Below are 16,554 nucleotides of genomic sequence, written 5' to 3'. Positions count from 1 at the left end.
AACGGGCATCTAATTAGCGATATAAACTCGAATTAATGAATGTAATTAATGAATTTTTGAGCCTTGAGGAATTCAAGTCAGTCATTTTCAAAAAGAATGCGGTCAATGTAAGTGATGCTGTTCTAAAAAGAGTGATTGAAAGTTTTGATTTTTTAAAGCAATTTTCAGAAAATAAAATAATCTACGGCGTAAACACTGGTTTTGGACCAATGGCGCAATATAGAATCAAGGACGAAGACAGAATCCAACTGCAATACAATTTGATCAGAAGCCACTCTTCAGGAACTGGAAAACCGCTGAACGAAACATTTGTAAAGTCGGCTATCTTGGCGCGTTTGAACACACTTTCTTTAGGTAATTCTGGCGTTCATCCGTCGGTAATTCATTTAATGAAAGAATTTATAAATAGAGATATCACGCCGCTGATTTTTGAACACGGAGGCGTTGGCGCGAGCGGAGATTTAGTGCAATTGGCACATTTGGCTTTGACTTTAATTGGCGAAGGTGAAGTTTTTTACAAAGGTGAAAGACGCGCAACAAAAGAAGTTTTTGAGATTGAAAAGTTGCAACCCATTCAAGTGGAAATCAGAGAAGGTTTGGCCTTAATGAACGGAACATCTGTGATGACGGGAATCGGGATTGTGAATCATTACAATGCGGAAAAATTGTTAGATTGGTCGCTTCAATTTTCGTGCGCTATTAACGAAATCGTAAAAGCGTATGACGATCATTTATCATCAGAATTGAACAATACCAAACTTCACAAAGGACAGCAAGATGTGGCGGAAAGAATGAGAAATCACCTTGCTGATAGCAAATTGATTCGAAAAAGAGCCGAGCATTTATATACCGGAGAAAATAAAGAAACCGTTTTCACCGAAAAAGTGCAGGAATATTATTCGCTTCGATGCGTGCCTCAAATTTTAGGACCTGTTTTGGATACGATTAATAATGTAGGCGAAATTTTAGAAAACGAAATCAATTCTGCCAATGACAATCCGATTATTGACGTAAAAAATAAGCACGTTTATCACGGCGGAAATTTCCACGGCGATTATATTTCCTTAGAAATGGACAAACTGAAATTGGTTATAACCAAATTGACAATGCTTGCCGAAAGACAGTTGAATTATCTTTTGAATTCAAAGATCAACGAGATTTTGCCTCCGTTTGTCAATCTTGGAACGTTAGGTTTTAATTTCGGAATGCAAGGTGTTCAGTTTACGGCAACATCAACGACCGCTGAAAACCAAATGCTTTCCAATTCGATGTATGTGCACAGTATTCCTAATAACAATGACAATCAAGACATTGTGAGTATGGGAACAAATGCGGCGGTAATTACCGGAAAAGTCATTGAAAATGCTTTTGAAGTACTTGCCATCGAGCTGATTACCATTGTGCAGGCGATCGATTATTTAGGATATAAAAACGAAATTTCTTCGGCTACTAAAAAAATATACGACGATATCAGAGTGATTATTCCTGAATTTAAGGAAGACCAAGTGATGTATCCTTTTGTTCAAAAAGTAAAAGATTATTTGATAAACAATTAATATTTAAAGGGATCATTATGAAAAAAATTTTCTTTTTATTGTTGGCATTCGTGCAAATTTCTAATGCCCAAGAATTGGCTTTGGTTCGAAAAGACGGAAAATTTGGATACATTTCCCAAAAAGGAGATTTTGCAATCCAACCCAAATTTAAAACAGCAAAAAACTTTTCTGATGGTTTAGCGGCCGCAGAAGAAAACGGAAAATGGGGCTTCATAAATCCAAAAGGAGATTGGGCAATTCCGGCAACTTTTGACGATGCCAAATATTTTGACAGCGGTATTTGTATGGTTTCAAAAGATAAAAAATGGGTCTACATCAATAAAAAAGGAGAAGTTCAAAAAGCACCCGAAACGGATAAATTATTTGATTTTGAAGGTGGCGTAGCATTTTTCCGTCAAGGCAAAAAAGTGGGTTTGATTGGTCCAAAAATGAATGTGGTTTTAGAACCAAAATATGATATGATAAAACCGTTTGAAGATGGTTTTGCAAGAGTAAAAAATAACGACCGTTGGGGAATTATCGATAAAACCGGAAAAGTGGTGGTCGAAATCATTTATGACGAAGTAGGGAATTATTTCAAAAATGTGACTTGGGCAAAAAATGGCTCGGCTTTTGGATTAGTAATCGCAGGAAAATTTAAAGCCATTGACGGCGTTGAAAAAATATGGGATTTCCACACTCAAGATATGACGTATGCTAAAAAAGCAGGGAAAATTGGTTTCATCGACTTAAAAGGAAATTGGGCAATCGAGCCAAAATTTGACAAAGCAAGATCTTTTTCAAAAAATTTAGCTCCGGTTTGTGTCGGAAGCAAATGGGGTTACATCAATACAAAAGGAACGATGGTAATCGAACCGCAATTTAAAGATGCCGAAATTTTCAGCGCAGAAGGTTTGGCGCCAATCAAAGATAAAAATTGGGGATTCATCAACGAATCTGGAAAAATCGTAATTCCAACACAATACGGAATCACGGCTGGAGGCGTTTTTGCGATGTTTAAAGACGAGCAAAAAGGTTTTATCAACGGTGTGGCAAGAGTAAAAAGCGGTAGCCAATGGGGTTTTTTAAAACCAGACGGAACCACTTTAGGAAAGCAATGGTACGATAACGCGGAACCATTTTCAAAATAAAAATTTTACAGAAAGATATATGAAGTGTGCATTAGTAACAGGTGGTTCAAGAGGAATTGGAAGCGCGATTTGTCAAAAACTGGCAATCGACACCGATTATCACATTCTGATTAACTACCAATCTAATAAAGAGGCGGCCGAAGAAACTTTGAAAAAAGTAATCGAAGCCGGAAATACAGGAGAAATTATCAAGTTTAATGTGGCCGACGCCGAGGAAGTAAAAAATGCGTTGGCACAATGGCAAGAGGCAAATCCAGAAGCTATTGTGGAAGCAATTGTAAACAATGCAGGAATCACTCGTGACGGACTTTTTATGTGGATGAACCACGAAGATTGGTCGCAAGTGATCAACACCAGCTTAAACGGATTTTATAATGTGACCAATTTTTTCATCCAAAAAATGCTTCGCAACAAATATGGCAGAATTGTCAATTTGGCCTCTGTTTCAGGTGTAAAAGGAACGCCCGGGCAAACCAATTATTCCGCTGCAAAAGGCGCTTTGGTTGCGGTCACAAAAGCATTGGCACAAGAAGTGGCCAAAAGAAATATTACGGTAAATGCTGTTGCGCCAGGTTTTATAAAATCAGATATGACAAGCCAATTAGATGAAAAAGAATTGGTGAAATTAGTGCCCGTAAATCGTTTTGGCGAAGCCGAAGAAGTGGCCGATTTGGTCAGCTTTTTGGTGTCTAAAAAAGCGAGTTACATCACCGGCGAAATCATCAATATCAACGGAGGAATTTATTCTTAAACTTTCACAAGTAAAGAAAAATATGGATAGAAGAGTAGTTATCACGGGAATGGGAATTCATTCTTGCATCGGAACATCGCTGGAAGAAGTGAAGCAATCTTTATATGAAGGAAAATCAGGAATTGGTTATGACCAAGAAAGAAAAGAATTCGGTTTTCGTTCTGCGCTAACCGGAATTGTTCCAAAACCAGACCTAAAAAACCTATTGACCAGAAGGCAAAGAATCAGCATCGGCGAAGAAACCGAATATGCGTATATGGCCACCATCCAAGCTTTAGAGCAGGCCAAAATCACCGACGAATTTTTAGATAGCAATGAAGTAGGGATTTTATATGGAAACGACAGCGTTTCAAAAGCCATCATTGAAGCCACAGACATTATTCGCGAGAAAAAAGACACGGCCTTAATTGGTTCTGGAGCAATTTTTAAGTCCATGAATTCCACGGTAACCATGAATTTGTCAACGATTTTCAGGTTAAAAGGAATCAATTTGACCGTCAGCGCCGCGTGTGCAAGCGGTTCTCATTCTATCGGAATGGGGTATTATTTGATAAAAAGCGGTTTGCAAGACACCATCATTTGCGGTGGCGCTCAAGAAATCAACAAATATGCCATGAGCAGTTTTGACGGTTTAGGCGTTTTTTCGCCTGACGAAGCCGAACCTGCAAAAGCCTCAAGACCATTTGATGCGTCAAGAAACGGACTGATTCCAAGCGGTGGCGGAGCCACTTTGGTTTTAGAAAGTTATGAATCCGCGATAAAACGGGGCGCTCCAATTTTGGCAGAAATTATCGGTTACGGATTTTCTTCAAATGGCGACCACATTTCTACGCCAAACGTGGACGGACCTTCAAAAGCGATGCAAAAAGCGCTCGATCAAGCCGGAGTCAAAGCTTCAGAAATTGATTATATCAATGCCCACGCCACTTCCACACCAGTAGGTGATGAAAATGAAGCCAAAGCGATTTTTCAAATTTTTGGCGAAAGCAATCCTTACGTAAGTTCCACAAAGTCAATGACAGGCCACGAATGTTGGATGGCCGGAGCCAGCGAAGTCATCTATTCGATATTGATGATGCAGAATGATTTCATCGCGCCAAACATCAATCTTGAAACGCCAGACGAAGATTCAAAAAAATTAAATATTGCGAAAAACACAATTAATAAAGAAATTAATATATTTTTGTCCAATTCTTTCGGGTTTGGAGGTACAAATTCCGCATTAATTGTAAAAAAGATATAACCCCAGCAGATGAACAAAGAAGCCATTATAGAAAAAATAAACGGATTCCTTTCAGATGAATTCGAAGTTGACATTGAAACCATTGAGCCAGACGCCGTTTTAAAAGACACGCTTGGCCTTGATAGCCTTGATTATGTAGATCTTGTGGTAACCGTAGAATCAAATTTCGGAGTAAAATTAGGCGAAGCAGATTTCGTCGGAATTTCCACTTTTGAGAACTTTTATGACTTGATAGAAAATAAAATCAAGAACAAATAGCATTTTTTTTAGAAGCCAGACAAAAGGCGTTTTTTAGGCCATTTTCCCGCCATCCACTATATCTTTTCTTTAGAAAAAAAGAAAAGGATACCGCTTCTGTCGGGGTTATAAAACAAACCAATGGCCTTTTTTAAACTTTCACATAAAACCTGTTACGTTGCAAAAACATAGCAGGTTTTTTTCTGGATTTTTTAAATTGTGATTGGCAAGTTTGTAACTTTGAGAATTTGCAACGTATTAACTTTAGATAAAATAACAATGAGCAAATGGGATGGTAAATCCAAAGGAAGCGTTTTAGGATATCAGATTTTCGTGTTCTGTATCAAAACTTTTGGCGTCAGGGTCGCTTATTTTATTCTATATTTTGTTGCCACCTATTACTTTCTTTTCCTGAAAAAGAGCAATCGTGTGATGTATTATTACTTCCACAAAAGACTTGGGTTTTCATCAGCAAAAGCCAGGAAAATGGTCTACAAAAACTATTTTGCCTTCGGCCAGACGCTTATTGATAAAATAGCAATCGCTTCGGGAATGCGCGAAAAATTCACGTATGAATTCGATGGAATCGAAAACTTGCAACAACTTTTAGCCGAAAAAAAAGGAGGCGTCTTAATCTCCGCCCACATCGGAAACTTCGAAATCAACGAATATTTTTTCAACGACATCGATTTTGATTTAGAGATAAACGTCGTGACTTCAGATACGGAACACCGCGCCATCAAAGAATATTTAGAAAGCGTTTCGCGAAAAACGACCGCAAAATTCATTATTGTCAAAGACGATTTATCGCATATTTTTGAGATAAATACCGCTTTGGCAAAAAACGAATTGGTTTGTTTCACCGGCGACAGATACATTGAAGGAACAAAAAGCATTACTGAAAAATTCTTGGGCGAAGAAGCAAATTTCCCAGCCGGGCCTTTTTTAATTGCTTCGCGTTTAAAAGTGCCTGTAGTTTTTGTGTATGTGATGAAAGAGCCAAAATTGCACTATCATTTGTACGCCAGGGTTGCTGAAGTCACGCACAGAAACGACCGCGAATTATTAAAAACATATATAAAAAGCGTGGAATCGATGTTGCAAAAATATCCGTTGCAATGGTTTAATTATTTTGATTTTTGGGATAAATTTCCAGATAAAAAATAGAAAAACACCACAGATTTGCAGTTCTTAATTGCTTATCACAATCAATATTACGATTTTAAATTCTGCAAATCTGCGGTGAAAAATATGGAAGAATTTGATTCAATAATTATCGGTTCAGGAGCTGGCGGATTGGCCACAGCACTTTGTCTTGCACGTGCGGGACAAAAGGTTTTGGTTTTAGAGCAACATTCCGTTCCAGGCGGTTGGTGCCACAGTTTCACTTTAAACGGCCAGCGGTTCAGCCCCGGCGTTCACTATATCGGACTTTTAGACGAAGGGCAATCCACGAGCAATTTGTACCAAGGCTTGGGCGTAGCGAACGACATCATTTTCTTCCGAATGAAAAAAGAAAGCTACGACCATTGCATCATCGCAGGAAAAAAATATGATTTGCCAGCCGGAATTGAAAACCTCCAAAAAAGTCTGACTCATCAATTTCCACAAGAAGAAAAAAACATAAAAGAATATCTTTTTCTGATAAAAAAAGTCAATGAGCAATTGCAAATGATTCCGAAACTGAAAGGTTTTTGGCAACATTTGATTGTTCCGTATACGATGAAACATTTCGGAAAATTTGCCCTCTTTACGTTAAAAAGAGTCATTGATTGGCACATAAAAGACGCCACTTTAAAAGCGGTTTTGAATGCACAATGTGGCGACCACGGCTTGCCTCCAAATCGCGCCAGTTTTCCGGTGCATTGTTCCGTAATGAATCATTATTTTGACGGCGGATTTTACCCGATGGGTGGCGGAAGTGGGATTGTTAAAGCAATGACGACCAAAATAAAAAGTTTCGGAGGCGTTGTGAGAACACAGCAATCTGTTGAAAAAATCTTGGTCGAAAATAAAAAAGCCTACGGAATCCAGCTTGCTGATGGAACAAAAATTTTGTCTAAAAATGTAATCTCAAATGCCGATCCGTCGACTACGTATTTGAAATTAATCGGAAAAGAAAATATCAGCAAAAGCCTTGCAAAGAAATTAGAAAACACAAAATATTCGGTTACCTCTTTGATTCTATTTTTAACTTTAGATATGGATGTGACACAATTCGGAATCGATTCTGGGAATATTTGGAACTTTAAATCCGAAGATATTGATGCACATTTTGACACTTTAACCAAAGGAAATATCTTGGAAGGCGACGAATTTCCTGCTTTTTTCTTTAGTTGTACCACGTTAAAAGATCCGGTGAGTTTTAACGGAAGATACCATAATTTTGAAGTCGTGACGTATGTAAATTACGACAGTTTTAAAGAGTTTAATGATTCCGAAGATTATCATTCGCCGAAATACGAAGCTTTTAAAAAGCGAATTATCGAGAAATTTTTGAACTCGGTAGAAAAAATAATTCCGACAGCAAAAAATCATATTGTTCAAGCCGAATTAGGAACTCCAAAAACCAATCAGTTTTACGTGAAAACCGCCAACGGAAATGTGTATGGAACCGAGAAAACGCTTCGCCAAATCGGACCATTTGCTTACAAAAGTAAAACGGAATTTGAGAATTTATTTTTGTGTGGCGCAAGCACGTTATCGCACGGTGTGACAGGCGCGACCTACTCTGGAATTGCAACGGCTTCCAAAATATTGAACGTTTCTTTTGACGATTTATTAGTAAAGGAAGAAGGCCAAAAAATAAGGATTTATGATGCTGAAGATCCATCGACTTGGGACGAATTTATCCACAAAAAAAGGGAAGATAAAATCCGAACTTTTAAGGAAATAAAAATTAATTAACATCAACTATTTACGGTAGTTTTTATATTTGTTAAAACAAAAAACCTATTAATGAAAAATGTTCTTGTAATTCATTATTCGCAATCTGGACAATTGACCGAAATTGCTCAAAATATAGCAAAACCGCTTGTTGAAAATCCAGAACTGAACGTTTCATTTCACACAATTTCACCAGTAAAGCCCTATCCTTTTCCTTGGAATAAAGATACTTTTTTTGACGTTTTCCCGGAATCATTTTTGCAAATTCCCACCGAATTAAATCCAATTCCAAACGAAATCTTAGATAAAAAATACGACTTGATTTTATTCTCCTACCAAGTTTGGTATTTGACGCCATCGATTCCGGCAAACTCTTTTTTGAAAAGTTCCCAAGCGAAAAAATTGCTTGAAAATACTCCGGTCGTAACCATAATCGCTTGCCGAAATATGTGGGCTTTGGCGCAAGAAAAAGTCAAAAAATTATTGAAAGCAAACAATGCCGACTTAAAAGGAAACCTCGCATTTATTGATAGAGCCGGAAATTTAATTAGCGTAGTTACTATTGTTGATTGGATGTTTTCGGGCATTAAAAAGAAATATTTAGGTATTTTTCCGCTACCGGGCGTTTCACAAAAAGACATTAACGAAGCAGATAAATTTGGGAAAATCATCAATGAAAGCTTAAGCCAAAATAATTTTGAAAATCTCCAAGAAAAATTCGTAGAAAACAACGGAGTTTATGTGAGTCCGTATTTGGTAAACGTTGATAAAAAAGGAAATTTCATTTTCAGTAAATGGTCGAAATTTATCAGCAAAAGAAAAAATACGCGCAGTTCTTGGCTCAAGGTTTTTTATGTGTATTTATTTATTGCAATTTGGGTAATCTCGCCAATTGTCTATATCTTGCACGTGTTAACATACCCACTAACGTTCCAAAAACGAAAAAAAGCCATTAAATATTATCAAAGTGTCTGACACTTGAAAGACCGCAATACGCTATGTTTGAAGTATATATAACGAAATCAGGGAAATATTTGCCTAATGAAGCTGTTTCAAATGACGAAATGGAAAACTTTTTAGGAAAAGTAAATGACACAGCGTCAAAAGCGAGAAGAATCATTCTGAGAAATAACGGAATCCAATCGCGCTATTATGCACTCGATCAAAACGGACAGACGACGCACACCAACGCAGACTTGACCAATCGCGCCATCGAAGAATTATACGATGAAAATTTCACCAAAAAAGACGTAGAATTGCTTTCGTGCGGGACTTCAACGCCTGACAATTTGCTTCCGTCGCACGCGGTTATGGTCCACGGATTGATGAAAAATCATTCTTTGGAACTGAATTCGTCTTCAGGAGTTTGCTGTGCGGGAATGAATTCGCTGAAATATGGCTTCCTTTCGATAAAATCTGGAAATACAAAAAACGCAGTTTGCACAGGATCTGAACGTGTATCATCTTGGCTGAAAGCCGATAAATATAATAATGAAGTGGTGAATCTTCAGAAATTAGAAGAACAGCCAGTTATTGCGTTCAAAAAAGATTTTCTTCGTTGGATGCTTTCTGACGGAGCGGGCGCTTTTTTGTTAGAAAACCAGCCAAAAGGCGACATTTCATTAAGAATTGATTGGATGGAATCGTATTCCTTCGCCTATGAGTTAGAAGCGTGTATGTATGCTGGGGGTGACAAATTAGAGAACGGAGAAATCAAGCCCTGGAGTGATTATAATTCGGAAGAGTGGCTGAAAGAATCTATTTTTTCTATCAAACAAGATGTGAAAGATTTAGACAAATATATATTAGAAAAAGGTTCCGATTGCATTCAAACAACGTTGGAAAAGCACAAAATGAATCCTGCCAATTTTGACTATTTTTTGCCACACGTTTCTTCAAATTATTTTGTAGATAAATTTTACAACGCGATGATTTCAAGAGGAATGGATTTTCCAAAAGAAAAGTGGTTTATGAATTTGACCAAAGTTGGAAACGTCGGTTCGGCTTCCATTTATTTGATGGTTGAAGAACTAATGAATTCTGGAAAATTAAAAAAAGGCGAAAAAATACTTTTGATTGTTCCTGAAAGTGGCCGTTTTTCGTATGCTCACGCTTGTTTAACTGTTTGTTAAAAAACTATGGAATCCATTTTAGATAAAAATACAGTCGAAGATTTGCTACCGCAAAAGTTTCCTTTTGTGATGGTTGACAGCCTTTTTTCATACGAGGAAACGAGTCTGACTTCCGGTTTTACAATTAAGGAAGACAACATTTTTGCTGACAACGGAAATTTCGCAGAATCCGGATTAATTGAACATATGGCGCAATCAGTGGCGTTGCACACGGGTTATAATTTTTTTCTAAAAAAGGAACAGGCGCCAACGGGTTACATTGGTTCTATCAAGGAAATCGTGATTAATGAAATTCCGAAAATCAATGACAAAATCGTAACCGAAGTAAAAATTCTTCAAGAATTTATGGGAATTACTTTGGTTGATATTTCCACAAAATTAAACGATAAGGAAATTGCTTTTGGGCAAATGAAAACCGTTTTGGCAAAATAAAAATGAGCGCGACCGTAAACATACAGCACTTTCTTCCACATCGAAAACCGATGCTGATGGTCGATCTGATTCTTGAACTTGACAAAGAAAAAGTAAGGACGGTTTTTGAAATTTTACCCGAAAATATTTTTGTTGAAAACGGTTATTTTGCTGAGGTTGGATTGATTGAAAACGCAGCGCAAACCTGTTCTTCTATCGTGGCTCAAGACTATTTTGACAAGTCAGATTTACAAAATAAAGATAAAAAAGACGTCATCGGATTTATCAGTTCGATCAAGACTTTAAAAGTATATTCGCTACCAAAAACAGGCGAAAAAATTGAAACTTTGGCAACATTAATTTCAAGTTATGTCACCGAATTTTACACGACTTGCACAATGAAATGCCAGACTTTTTGTGGCGGAGAATTTTTAATGGAGTGCGAAATTAATTTATTCATAAAAGAAAAAGAAGATGAAAAAGGATGAAGTGCCACAAGACAAAAGCAATCTTTCTTCGATTAATATGAAGGAATTGTGTTATGCTGTCGATGAAAACGGAAACTATACCACCGCTTTAAGCGAAGGTTGGGAGCCAAAAACCATCGCGCTTGACAATTCAATGGCGTTGATCAGTGAACGAATTGAAGAGGCAAAAAACCAAGTTTTAAAAGGCGAAGCAAGTCCGATTGTGTATTTTATGGAATTGCATCGAATGGACGAAGGTATTTTGGCAAGCTACGTCGGGAAATGGGTTTGGCAAGTGAAAAGGCATTTTAAGCCAAATGTTTTTAAGAATTTGAACGAAAAAGTACTCCAGAAATATGCCAATGCTTTTGGTATAAATGTGGCCGATTTAAAAAACTTTAAAATAGACTAATGCAACTGGATTTTACACATCATCAGTCAGCCCATTGTGAAAACGGAGTGGCTTCAAATCTTTTGAAAGACAAAGGAATAAACATCAGCGAACCAATGGTTTTTGGCATTGGCTCGGGACTTTTTTTCGTTTACCTTCCTTTTATTAAAGTAAATCACGCACCCGTTGTGAGCTATCGTCCGTTGCCAGGAATGATTTTTAACAAGCTGGCAAAACGTCTCGGAATCAAAATTAAAAGAACAAAATTTTCTTCGGAAGCAAGTGCAAATAAGGCTTTAGAAGAAAATCTAAAAAATAATATCCCAACAGGTTTGCAAGTCGGAGTGTATAATCTGACTTATTTTCCTGATGAATACCGCTTCCATTTTAATGCACACAATTTGGTTGTTTATGGAAAAAATGACAATCAATACCTAATTTCAGACCCAGTGATGGAAAATGTCACCACGCTTACTGAAGAAGAATTGAACAAAGTTCGTTTTGCCAAGGGCGCGTTTGCACCAAGAGGGCAAATGTATTATCCGATTCATATTCCGGTAGAAATCAATTTTGAAAAAGCGATTATTACGGCCATAAAAGATACGTGCCGAAATATGTTGGCGCCAATTCCAATTGTTGGCGTAAAAGGAATCAAATTCGTGTCGCGACAAATCAGAAAATGGCCTATCAAACACGGCAATAAAAAAGCCAATCATTATCTGGCACAATTGGTCAGAATGCAAGAAGAAATTGGAACTGGCGGTGGCGGTTTTCGTTTTATTTATGCCGCATTTTTGCAAGAAGCTTCTATTCGATTAAAGAATGAAGAACTTCGAAAATTATCCTTGGAAATGACTGAAATTGGTGATTTGTGGAGAGATTTTGCAGTACAGGCTTCTCGTGTTTACAAAAACCGAAGCGCACAAAATGATGTGTATAATAGGTTGGCCGATCATTTATTAGACATTGCCAATCGTGAAGAAGTATTCTTTAAAAAATTAAAAAAGGCAATCTGATGGAAAGCCCAATTATCCAAATAAAATCCCTTTCAAAGCAATACAGAGATGCCGATATTTTCTCTGTAGACAATCTTTTTTTGGATGTAAAAAAGGGAGATATTTTTGGTTTATTAGGACCGAATGGTGCCGGAAAAACCACGCTGATTTCAATGCTTTGCGGCTTGATAAAACCAACTTCGGGGGAATTTAAAATCAACGGACTTTCTTATAAAAACGATTCTAAAAACATCAAAAAAATAATCGGAGTTGTTCCTCAAGAATATGCGCTGTATCCCACTTTAACGGCAAGAGAAAACTTGGAATATTTTGGCGCAATGTATGGCTTGAAGGGAAAAGATTTAAAAGAAAAAGTAATTGAAAGCCTTGATTATTTGGGACTTTTAAAATTCGCCGATAAAAAAATCGATACCTATTCGGGTGGAATGAAACGCAGAATAAACCTGATTGCAGGAATTTTGCACAAACCCACTGTTTTATTTTTGGACGAACCAACCGTTGGCGTTGACGTTCAGTCCAAAAACGTGATTATTGACTATCTAAAAAAATTAAATTCTGAGGGAACGACAATTATTTACACGTCGCACCATTTGATTGAAGCACAAGATTTTTGCAACCAAATTGCAATTATCGATGCCGGAAAAATATTTGCAGAAGGAACGCCTCAAAATTTAATTTCACAAACAGAAAACGCCCACAATCTTGAGCATGTTTTTATTTCATTAATCGGAAAAGAACTTCGCGACAATGTATAAACTCTGGAGTTCCATAAAAAAAGAAGTATTGCTCCTCAAACGTGATTTGGGCGGTTTGGTTATACTTTTCGTAATGCCATTGGTCTTGATTATCACGATAACTTTGATCCAAGACAGTACTTTTAAAACGGTAAGCGATTCAAAAATTCCAATTTTACTCGTTGATAATGACCAAGGCGAAGTTTCAAAAGTCATTGAAAAAAACTTAACAGAAAGCAATTCATTCGAAGTAATTTCTAAACCAAATGAAAACGAAGCAAAAGATTTGGTTTTCAAAGGAAAATACCAGCTTGCAATCGTAATTCCTAAAAAATTATCGACAGATTTGCAATTGAAAGTAAACCAAAATGTCAACAAAATTGTGGCTGATTTTGGTATGGAAGATGCTACAAATGTCACTTCATCCGAAAAAATCGAGTCTAAAGAAGTCAAGATTTATTTTGATCCGGCGGCACAATCTACTTTCAGAAATGCTGTAAAAAGTTCAATCGATAAAATGATTTCTCAAATTGAAACCAAATCGATTTATACTGCTTTTCAAGAGCAATTGGGCGAAGACGAAACCGCCTTTCAGCAAGAAAGCTTTATCACTTTTAAAGAAATTACGCCTACAAAAGACAACAAAGAAGTTATCCCAAATTCAACGCAGCACAACGTTCCGGCGTGGACACTTTTTGCGATATTTTTTATCGTAATTCCGCTGTCTATCAATATTGTAAAAGAAAAAAACCAAGGAACAATGATTCGTTTGCGAACCAATCCGGTTTCATATTTTACCGTAATCGCTGGAAAAACCATCACATTTTTAGTCATTTGTATGGTCCAATTTTACCTGATGGTTGCCGTCGGGGTTTACCTTTTCCCGCACCTTAATTTGCCGGCTTTGCAAGTCGAAGGCATTTTAGGCTTGATGAGCATTGTCGCACTATTCGCAGGTTTTGCCGCCATCGGATTCGGAATTTTATTAGGCACAATCGCCAAAACGCAAGAACAATCTGCCCCGTTTGGCGCCACATCAGTGGTTATTTTAGCGGCGGTTGGCGGTGTTTGGGTTCCCGTTTTTGCAATGCCAAAAATTATGCAAGTCATCGCCGGAATTTCTCCAATGAATTGGGGACTTAACGCCTTTTATGACGTCATTTTAAGAAACGCAACATTCCTCGATATCGTCCCAGAAATCAGTTATTTATTCCTGTTTTTTATCGCGATGATATTGATTTCACTATTTTATGATGAGAAAAAAAGAGCCCTTTAACGAAGCCGAATACCTGACTGTTTCCGAAGAAATCCGAATCAGATTCAATGAAACCGACCCGTTGGGAATCGTTTGGCACGGCTATTACATCACTTATTTCGAAGACGGACGCGAAGCTTTTGGCAGAAAACACCGCATTTCCTACCTTGATATTCACAAATCAGGGTACACCACGCCCATCGTCAAATCATCGTGTGAACACAAATTGACATTAAAATATGGCGACGTAATCAGAATCGAAACATCGATAATTGACACGCCCGCGGCCAAAATAATTTATAGATTTAAAATTTTTGACAGCAACAACCAACTCGCTTGCACCGGCGAAACCGTCCAGGTTTTCGTCGACAGCGAAGGAAATCTGTCGCTCAATATTCCTGCTTTTTATGAAGAATGGAAACGAAAAGTAGGATTGTTAAAATAATTTGAAACGAAAGTTCAGGCATTTGGAGAATCCATTTTCCCGCTGTCTGCAGTAGTTTTTCCTGCGAAAATGCAGAAAAAAGCTACAGTCGCCCATCGGGGTTAGGGGAGAAACCATTTGAATTTAAAGAAACGCCAGTACCAAGCAATGCCGAGAAAAATCTACATAACCGCAACAAACTGCATTACGCCCCTTGGTTTTGATGTGGAAACCAATATCCAAAATATTGAAAAAGAAATTTCTGGAATTGTATCGCATACAAACAAAAAATTCTCGCAAAATTCTTTTTTAGGAGCTATTATTGACGATGCAAAATTAGAAACAGAATTCAATAAAATTAGCCAGATTGACGGTTTTACCAAATTGGAAAAAATGCTGATTTTAGCTCTAAAACCAATTGTGCAAAAAAAACCAACCGACAAAACAGCGCTAATTCTATCGACCACAAAAGGAAATATTTCAGAACTAAATACGTCTTCTGATGAAATTTCTGAAAAAGTATATCTTCAAAATTTAGCCAAGACAATTGCCGATTTCTTTGATTTCAAAACCCAACCGATTGTGGTTTCAAACGCCTGTGTTTCGGGAATTTTAGCAATCGCAACAGCCAAAAGATTGATTCAAGCTGAAATTTATGACGACGCTTATGTAATTGCCGGCGATGAATTTTCAGAATTCGTACTTTCCGGATTTACTTCTTTTCAAGCGTTAAGCGATACGCCTTGCAAACCTTATGATGAAGCGCGAAATGGCCTAAATCTGGGCGAAGCAACTGCTTCAATTTACATTACTTCGGATGAAAATTTGGTAAAGAAGAATGATATAAAGATTATTGGTGATGGCGCAATTAATGATGCGAACCACATTTCTGGTCCGTCAAGAACCGGCGAAGGACTTTTTAGAAGTATAAAAAGCGCGATGAACGAAGCAAACATTGAAAGTTCACAAATTGAATTTATTTCGGCTCATGGAACCGCAACAATATATAATGACGAAATGGAATCAATTGCTTTCTCAAGATTAGAGTTGCAAAATGTACCAATAAATAGCTTAAAAGGTTATTATGGCCATACGTTAGGTGCTTCCGGATTACTGGAAACGGTCATCGGAATTGAGTCTTTAAAACGAAATAGGCTTTACAAATCATTAGGTTTTGAAAACCCAGGAACTTCCGAAAGAATAAATGTCATTACCGAAAATAAAGATATAGCATTGAAAATTTTCCTGAAAACAGCTTCGGGTTTTGGCGGTTGCAACACAGCAGTTATCTTTGAAAAAATTTAAATGGAAAAGAAAACGTACATCAATTCGTATTGCAAAATTGAAAAAAATGCAATTTGGCTGAACGGAGAAAAAATCTTCGAGTCAAAGGAAATTGCTTTTCCTGAATTTGCCAAAGAAGCTTACAAGAACTTTGATATTTCGTATCCAAAATTTTTCAAAATGGACAGCTTGAGCAAAATTACTTTTTTAGCTTCTGAAATCATTTTGAAAGAAACGATAAATCCAGAAATGGAGAATGACATCGCGCTACTTTTTGCCAACAGATCATCAAGTTTAGATACCGATGTAAAATACCAAAAGTCAATTTCTGATAAAAACGAATATTTCCCTAGTCCGGCCGTTTTCGTTTATACGCTCGCCAATATCTGCATGGGCGAAATTAGCATCAAGAATCAGCTGAAAAGTGAGAATTGTTTCTTTATATTTGACGCGTTCAATTGGGATTTTATGGCAAATTATTCCAAAATTTTAATTGAAACTGAAAAAGCAGAAAAAGTACTTTGCGCTTGGACTGAGTTATATCAAGAAGATTACGAGGTATTTATGTATCTTGTTTCGGCCGAAGGAACTTTAGAAAACACAAAAGAAAATTTAGAAAATTTATATAAAAAATAAT

At 37.1% G+C, this 16,554-nt stretch carries 18 protein-coding genes; all 18 read left to right on the top strand.

What is annotated here, in order from left to right:
- The first annotated feature begins 35 nt into the window (after positions 1-35).
- The 18 genes from EG849_RS00715 (at position 36) to EG849_RS00630 (ending at position 16,553) form a co-directional block, all read left to right on the top strand.
- Entirely contained in the window at positions 36-1,556 is a 1,521-nt protein-coding gene (locus EG849_RS00715; protein WP_125011167.1) for an HAL/PAL/TAL family ammonia-lyase, read from the top strand.
- A gap of 17 nt (positions 1,557-1,573) precedes the next feature.
- On the top strand, positions 1,574-2,686 hold the full coding sequence (locus EG849_RS00710) for a WG repeat-containing protein (protein ID WP_125011166.1): 1,113 nt from the start codon (positions 1,574-1,576) through the stop codon (positions 2,684-2,686).
- Positions 2,687-2,705: 19 nt separating this feature from the next.
- Positions 2,706-3,437, top strand: a complete 732-nt coding sequence (gene fabG, locus EG849_RS00705) for a 3-oxoacyl-ACP reductase FabG (RefSeq protein ID WP_125011165.1) — start codon at positions 2,706-2,708, stop codon at positions 3,435-3,437.
- Positions 3,438-3,459: 22 nt separating this feature from the next.
- Entirely contained in the window at positions 3,460-4,680 is a 1,221-nt protein-coding gene (locus EG849_RS00700; protein WP_125011164.1) for a beta-ketoacyl-[acyl-carrier-protein] synthase family protein, read from the top strand.
- 9 nt (positions 4,681-4,689) lie between these two features.
- On the top strand, positions 4,690-4,938 hold the full coding sequence (locus EG849_RS00695) for an acyl carrier protein (RefSeq protein ID WP_125011163.1): 249 nt from the start codon (positions 4,690-4,692) through the stop codon (positions 4,936-4,938).
- 258 nt (positions 4,939-5,196) lie between these two features.
- Positions 5,197-6,084, top strand: coding sequence for an LpxL/LpxP family acyltransferase (locus EG849_RS00690; protein ID WP_125011162.1), 888 nt, complete (start codon positions 5,197-5,199; stop codon positions 6,082-6,084).
- Positions 6,085-6,168: 84 nt separating this feature from the next.
- A complete protein-coding gene (locus EG849_RS00685; RefSeq protein WP_125011161.1) occupies positions 6,169-7,824 on the top strand; it encodes a phytoene desaturase family protein in 1,656 nt (551 codons plus the stop codon).
- A gap of 51 nt (positions 7,825-7,875) precedes the next feature.
- Entirely contained in the window at positions 7,876-8,778 is a 903-nt protein-coding gene (locus EG849_RS00680) for a dialkylrecorsinol condensing enzyme DarA (protein WP_125011160.1), read from the top strand.
- Between the two features lie 23 nt (positions 8,779-8,801).
- Positions 8,802-9,935, top strand: a complete 1,134-nt coding sequence (locus tag EG849_RS00675; protein WP_125011159.1) for a beta-ketoacyl-ACP synthase III — start codon at positions 8,802-8,804, stop codon at positions 9,933-9,935.
- Positions 9,936-9,941: 6 nt separating this feature from the next.
- On the top strand, positions 9,942-10,367 hold the full coding sequence (locus tag EG849_RS00670; protein ID WP_125011158.1) for a hypothetical protein: 426 nt from the start codon (positions 9,942-9,944) through the stop codon (positions 10,365-10,367).
- Positions 10,368-10,369: 2 nt separating this feature from the next.
- On the top strand, positions 10,370-10,834 hold the full coding sequence (locus EG849_RS00665; RefSeq protein WP_125011157.1) for an ABC transporter permease: 465 nt from the start codon (positions 10,370-10,372) through the stop codon (positions 10,832-10,834).
- Positions 10,821-11,225 (top strand): hypothetical protein, encoded by a 405-nt coding sequence (locus EG849_RS00660; protein ID WP_125011156.1) that lies wholly within the window; start codon positions 10,821-10,823, stop codon positions 11,223-11,225. Before EG849_RS00665 ends, EG849_RS00660 begins: the two co-directional genes overlap by 14 nt.
- The gene (locus EG849_RS00655; protein WP_125011155.1) at positions 11,225-12,220 is read left to right on the top strand and encodes a BtrH N-terminal domain-containing protein; all 996 of its coding nucleotides are present in this window, start codon (positions 11,225-11,227) and stop codon (positions 12,218-12,220) included. Before EG849_RS00660 ends, EG849_RS00655 begins: the two co-directional genes overlap by 1 nt.
- Entirely contained in the window at positions 12,220-12,975 is a 756-nt protein-coding gene (locus tag EG849_RS00650; RefSeq protein ID WP_125011154.1) for an ABC transporter ATP-binding protein, read from the top strand. The genes EG849_RS00655 and EG849_RS00650 overlap by 1 nt, the downstream gene beginning before the upstream one ends.
- Positions 12,968-14,230 carry an ABC transporter permease gene (locus EG849_RS00645; RefSeq protein ID WP_125011153.1) on the top strand — a complete coding sequence of 421 codons (1,263 nt, stop codon included), beginning with the start codon at positions 12,968-12,970 and terminating at the stop codon, positions 14,228-14,230. The genes EG849_RS00650 and EG849_RS00645 overlap by 8 nt, the downstream gene beginning before the upstream one ends.
- A complete protein-coding gene (locus EG849_RS00640; protein ID WP_125011152.1) occupies positions 14,205-14,654 on the top strand; it encodes an acyl-CoA thioesterase in 450 nt (149 codons plus the stop codon). The genes EG849_RS00645 and EG849_RS00640 overlap by 26 nt, the downstream gene beginning before the upstream one ends.
- Before the next feature lie 147 nt (positions 14,655-14,801).
- Complete coding sequence (locus EG849_RS00635) at positions 14,802-15,938, top strand: beta-ketoacyl synthase N-terminal-like domain-containing protein (protein WP_125011151.1); 1,137 nt, start codon at positions 14,802-14,804, stop codon at positions 15,936-15,938.
- Positions 15,939-16,553, top strand: coding sequence for a 3-oxoacyl-ACP synthase (locus tag EG849_RS00630; RefSeq protein WP_125011150.1), 615 nt, complete (start codon positions 15,939-15,941; stop codon positions 16,551-16,553).
- The last annotated feature ends 1 nt before the right edge of the window (position 16,554 follow it).

Source organism: Flavobacterium macacae, from assembly GCF_003865365.1.
Lineage (GTDB): Bacteria > Bacteroidota > Bacteroidia > Flavobacteriales > Flavobacteriaceae > Flavobacterium > Flavobacterium macacae.
The sequence above is the reverse complement of the archived record's forward strand: the minus strand, read 5'-3'. Positions and strand labels throughout refer to the sequence as shown.

Excerpts from the sequence above, each read along its gene's own strand:
- EG849_RS00635 (WP_125011151.1), top strand. The coding sequence starts at position 14,802 with ATGCCGAGAAAAATCTACATAACCGCAACAAACTGCATTACGCCCCTT.
- EG849_RS00715 (WP_125011167.1), top strand. The coding sequence starts at position 36 with ATGAATGTAATTAATGAATTTTTGAGCCTTGAGGAATTCAAGTCAGTC.
- fabG (WP_125011165.1), top strand. The coding sequence starts at position 2,706 with ATGAAGTGTGCATTAGTAACAGGTGGTTCAAGAGGAATTGGAAGCGCG.
- EG849_RS00630 (WP_125011150.1), top strand. The coding sequence starts at position 15,939 with ATGGAAAAGAAAACGTACATCAATTCGTATTGCAAAATTGAAAAAAAT.
- EG849_RS00695 (WP_125011163.1), top strand. The coding sequence starts at position 4,690 with ATGAACAAAGAAGCCATTATAGAAAAAATAAACGGATTCCTTTCAGAT.
- EG849_RS00700 (WP_125011164.1), top strand. The coding sequence starts at position 3,460 with ATGGATAGAAGAGTAGTTATCACGGGAATGGGAATTCATTCTTGCATC.
- EG849_RS00690 (WP_125011162.1), top strand. The coding sequence starts at position 5,197 with ATGAGCAAATGGGATGGTAAATCCAAAGGAAGCGTTTTAGGATATCAG.
- EG849_RS00665 (WP_125011157.1), top strand. The coding sequence starts at position 10,370 with ATGAGCGCGACCGTAAACATACAGCACTTTCTTCCACATCGAAAACCG.
- EG849_RS00710 (WP_125011166.1), top strand. The coding sequence starts at position 1,574 with ATGAAAAAAATTTTCTTTTTATTGTTGGCATTCGTGCAAATTTCTAAT.
- EG849_RS00675 (WP_125011159.1), top strand. The coding sequence starts at position 8,802 with ATGTTTGAAGTATATATAACGAAATCAGGGAAATATTTGCCTAATGAA.
- EG849_RS00645 (WP_125011153.1), top strand. The coding sequence starts at position 12,968 with ATGTATAAACTCTGGAGTTCCATAAAAAAAGAAGTATTGCTCCTCAAA.
- EG849_RS00660 (WP_125011156.1), top strand. The coding sequence starts at position 10,821 with ATGAAAAAGGATGAAGTGCCACAAGACAAAAGCAATCTTTCTTCGATT.
- EG849_RS00685 (WP_125011161.1), top strand. The coding sequence starts at position 6,169 with ATGGAAGAATTTGATTCAATAATTATCGGTTCAGGAGCTGGCGGATTG.
- EG849_RS00650 (WP_125011154.1), top strand. The coding sequence starts at position 12,220 with ATGGAAAGCCCAATTATCCAAATAAAATCCCTTTCAAAGCAATACAGA.
- EG849_RS00680 (WP_125011160.1), top strand. The coding sequence starts at position 7,876 with ATGAAAAATGTTCTTGTAATTCATTATTCGCAATCTGGACAATTGACC.
- EG849_RS00640 (WP_125011152.1), top strand. The coding sequence starts at position 14,205 with ATGATGAGAAAAAAAGAGCCCTTTAACGAAGCCGAATACCTGACTGTT.
- EG849_RS00670 (WP_125011158.1), top strand. The coding sequence starts at position 9,942 with ATGGAATCCATTTTAGATAAAAATACAGTCGAAGATTTGCTACCGCAA.
- EG849_RS00655 (WP_125011155.1), top strand. The coding sequence starts at position 11,225 with ATGCAACTGGATTTTACACATCATCAGTCAGCCCATTGTGAAAACGGA.